Raw genomic sequence first — 4824 nt, forward strand, 5'->3', positions numbered from 1 at the left:
ATCCTTAAAACTTTAACCTTTAGCGATCGCCTAATTTATGAAAAATACAGCTCATACAGTTACTTTTATGTTACATTATCAATATTTATGTAATATGTAAAGATGCCAGCGCTCATTGCTATATCTCCAAAAATCAATTCTCATAAAGAAATTATCAATTATTTCTCTCTACTGCCTACTGCCTCTTTTCTGGAGATGTCTATTAGACATCTCCAAAAATCAAAAATCAAATTAATTATTATCCATAAATTATCAATTCTTCCTCCCTGTTCCCTGTTCCCTGTTCCCTGTTGCCTGTTCCCTGTTCCCTCTTTTGGAGGAGATGTCTATTGTATTTTATCAAGATTTCTGCTATTGAATTACCAATATAAGCACCTCTTCCAAAAAATATAAAATTAAAGCATAGTTCTCAGGGGACGAGGGTTTGAAGGATGAAAGTAGTCTTTTAGACTTTAGCTAAATTAGAAAAAAAGTAGTATAAAAATGAGAATAAGGAAAAAATACTATGAGTAAGCAACATTGGTTAGATATAAGTGAATATGTCTGCCTAGCAGGTTCAGTTTTAGGAACCATTGCTTCAGTTACTTCTGGACAGGCAATATACACAGCAGCACCTTTGACTTTGGCCTTGTCTGCAAGTGTAGCTAATAGAAAGCGGCTAGATAAATTGCAACAACAAGAACAAACAGTGGCGCTTACAGATATTCAGAAAACCTTCTTAGAAGATTTGGATAGAATTGATAGTCAGACATCTAAGTTGCAAGAAAAACTGAATCTTCAAACTGAGGACCAAGAAAAGAAATTAGAAGTAATAACAGAACAGCTGAATCAAAAATTAGTCGCTGGAAGGGAAACCTTAGAGCAGCAAACTCAGCAACAAAGGCATAAATTACAAGAAGCTATAGAGTCAATACCAACTGAACTACAACAACTCATTCAACGTTTAGAACCATTAGAACGTCAGCAGAAAGAAATAATCAGTCAACGCTTACCTTGGGCAGTTTCAGCCATTGAGGAGTTACAAGATAGAGCTGCTGCCATAGCACCCTTAGAAAGTAAATTTGGTCATATTAGTAGAAATCTGCAAATTTTGAATAATCGTGTTGAGAGTCTGCCTCAACCAGAGTTTTTTGGTAAAATTGAAACAGCTATTACTTCAGTACAAAAGCGACTTGATTTGAATCCTGTCAATTTTCAAGGTGCAGTGCTAACAGATGCAGATTTCAGTGGTATTTATCTCAAAAATGCAAAACTAATAGATGCTAACCTCAGTGGTATTAACTTGGGTGGTGCTTGTTTAAATAATGCCAATCTTACAGATGTTAACCTCAGCAACGCTAATTTAATAGGTGCAGATTTGGCAGTTGCTAATCTAGCCTATGCAAATTTGAATCATGCTGAACTTGGTCAAGTTGATTTGTCTGGTGCTAACCTCAGTGGAGTAGATTTATCCTCAGCTAACCTCAGTGGTGTTAATCTTTCGTCTGCGAATCTCACAGATGCAGATTTATCCTCAGCTAACCTCGTTGGTGCAAACCTAACTCACGCTAACCTCAGTGGAGTTATTCTCAGTGATGCAGATTTAAGTAATGCTAACCTAACTAATGCTAACTTGTCTCATGCAGGTTTAAATAATACTAATCTCAGTCATGCAAATCTTTGTGCTGCACAATTGTGGTGTGCTGATATAAGTGATGCTGACTTAACTGGTACATTCATAGATCAAAACACTAAATTAGACAAAGAAACTCAAGAGAAATTGCAAAGAGCAAGTCATAAAACAAAGAATCAAAATCTTCGTAGTTATGGCACGAAAGTAACTAATATTAATCATAATGGCGTTCATCTGATGGGTCCTAATTTTTTGGAAGGAAAATCAAATGATAGCATTGTTCAACCTTCAATTATTGATACAAAGTGAGTCCTCCGATATCATCTCTCTTTGAATAACCACAATCAGAAATTTAGGGAGTAGGGAACAGGGATAATTCGTGATCAAAAACCTTCTCCCTTTAAATCTTTAAGCGTTGAAATTTTACTATTCCCTATTCCCTTTTAAGAGCTTCCTACTGACCAATGTTAAATTAATTTTGCACAGGTACTTATAATCTTTAGACATCTCCAATAATAAAACATAAAATCAATTATCCCACTCTTACTCATCAATTATTTCTCCCTACTCCCTGCTCCCTACTCCCTACTCCCTCTTTTGGAGGAGATGTCTTTTATATCATGTCCGGTTGAACAGTGATAAATAAATAACTACGGAGCAGTCAGGAGTCAGGAGTCAGGAGTCAGGAGGGAAGAAAGAAGAAGAACAGGAGAAGAAGGAGAGAGTTTTCTTATCACTAATTATCCGGATATGATATTAGATATTAATACTCTGGGGAATTTGAGAAGGCAGCAAATACCTATACTGTGGGCGATTAAAATTGCGCTGCTCAATAGTTGCTTCAACCTGGTTCAGATTTTCCTGAAACTTCTCCAGTAGAGGTTTCACCTTGGAATCAGTAAAATGATTTTTTGAATACTCACCCAGTTTCGTGTAATAGACAGACCCCAGTAAATATGTGAGATTCAGTTGTCCTTGTGCCTGCTCTAGAGGTGGCAGCAGATCCAAATAATCTTGCTCGCTTACTTCACCTTTGAGAATTGAACTAGGCAAATAACCAGCTAATGGAACCGCCGGAGCATAAGACATTATATCTTTCTGGGGAAAATTAACAGCAGCGTGTTGAGCACTAGCAGTAAAAATAATTAACGTCACAGCATTAATCAAATACTCTAGTGTCCTAATACCTCCATCCTCACCAAAATCAGGTACACGAGCGCCATCAAAAGCCATAACTTCACCTGCCCAAGCTTGCAGTCGCCGATCTGCCTGAACCTCTTCATCTCTAGAATAGTAAAGATTCAGATAATCTGAAACCCATTGATGAATAGCATCCCACACCAACAGAGCATCATCCCGATAAGGATAAACAGGAAGTAAATTAGGATCGTCAACGCCGCGTTGCTCTAGTTGCTTCCGTAACATAGCTCCATTAAAACCATAACTCTGTAACCCTAACACCGCCAAAACACTAGCGTTATCAATAGTAGATGACAGTAAACTATCAACTCCACCCTTGGGAGCAATTAAAATTCCCTGAGCACCATCGTTAATTGCTAAAGTACCTTCAAAGTGAGGACGCAACAGCAGACTTAAGCAATGATTTTGGGGTAGTTGGCGATGGGTAGGTGGAATAAATGATCCCACAAATAAATGAGTTCTAGCTAAATGACTCACTGCTTCGTGAAAGTTAGCATCTACTATCTCTACAACGGTTTTGGCAAATAACCAAGCATACTTAGAAGAGTTGGGAGTAAAAATGGGGTTATCTGCTCCTGGGGTTTGACCACATTGAATAGCTACAGGACGTAATTTACGGTTTGGATCTGAACCTTTTGGCACTGCGAATAAAGCTAGAGGAGCATAAATATACTTTTGGTATTTATTAGGATAAGTACCATTAAGAGCACCTTCCAAAATTTTATAGTCTGCTAGATAGAGTCGCCCTTCTTTTCCTGCTACTGCTAATGAATCATCTTTACCCATAACTTCCTGATATTGAGTCTCCGTCACCGGAAAACGTTCGTCAAGACTTGATACCTGCTCAATCATTAGGGGGTTATAACCTGCTACTCGCATATAAGCAAACACTTCATCTTCTTCAAAAGTATAAGCGATGCTTGGTATACCTCCTGTTTCTGGAAATAGCTCTTTATAGGAGAAGAGCTTTTGATAATCTTCAAGACTGGTTGCATGACCTTCTGGACTTCCTTCCTCTAATACTTTTACAGCTTCCTCCAAAATATCTTTAAGTACTGACAGACCATTTTCCCTGAGGATGGAAACAAACAGGTCATCTATTTCACGAAAATCGTCAGGTATTCCTTGACTCAACAATTGTTGAGTTAATAATAATTGTTGATTCAACAATAATTGGAAAAAAAATGGTATGATTTTATTATCCTCTCCAATTTTTATTGATTTTATTTGCTTATAGATTACTTCTAAGATATATTTAATTACATCGTCTCTTACCCCCTTATTTCCTTGGTTTCCTCGGTTTGTAATTACGATATTCACAAATAGAAGACGTATACTCTTTACCAATAATAAAAACCATTCTTTAGAAGGTTTTTCTCGTTCTGGTAATTCATTCACCATTGCCACAGGAGGAATGTGGTTATAGTTATATTGATATTCTTGTTTGGCTACTTCTAAATTATGATTTACTGATGAACTTGTGGTATCCGTCGGACAGTTAGTCATGTTTAATAAATGCCTTTTGGTAGAAATTAGGTATAGTTTATCAAAAAAGAAGTCAGGAGTTAGGAGTAAATAGGGCGGGACTTACGCAAATTGACCTTTGAAGCACCATCTGTAGGGGTGAATGCCATTCGCCCTTGCTATATGTAGAGTACCTGCGTAAGTCCTGTAGGAAATAAAAGTTCTATTTGCTATATTAGTATTTGAGCCTGACTATGGCATAAAAACCACTCTTCATTAAGGCTATTGGTAGGGTTTGTTAGAGGTAGCGTTACGCACAAAACCTTACATTTATTGTCAGTGCTTCAATAATTAATTATTAGAGTTGTTGGGAAATAACTGAGGTTGGGAAAAACTCAAATGAAAACAGATATATTTTGTTAGTATAGCAATGAGCGCTGGCATCTTTACATATTACATAAATATTGATAATGTAACATAAAAGTAACTGTATGAGCTGTATTTTTCATAAATTAGGCGATCGCTAAAGGTTAAAGTTTTAAGGATGC

Annotated in this window: 2 protein-coding genes; one reads left to right on the top strand and one right to left on the bottom strand. The window is 36.9% G+C overall.

The annotated features are described in order from the left end of the window. The first annotated feature begins 505 nt into the window (after positions 1–505). Entirely contained in the window at positions 506–1921 is a 1416-nt protein-coding gene (locus F6K27_RS32410) for a pentapeptide repeat-containing protein (protein ID WP_287279996.1), read from the top strand. Between the two features lie 447 nt (positions 1922–2368). Here the strand turns inward: F6K27_RS32410 and F6K27_RS32415 are convergent, their stop codons facing one another. Next, on the bottom strand, positions 2369–4318 hold the full coding sequence (locus F6K27_RS32415; RefSeq protein WP_287279998.1) for a lipoxygenase family protein: 1950 nt from the start codon (positions 4316–4318) through the stop codon (positions 2369–2371). Positions 4319–4824: the final 506 nt, after the last annotated feature.

Source organism: Okeania sp. SIO2F5, assembly GCF_010692685.1.
Taxonomy (GTDB): domain Bacteria; phylum Cyanobacteriota; class Cyanobacteriia; order Cyanobacteriales; family Microcoleaceae; genus Okeania; species Okeania hirsuta.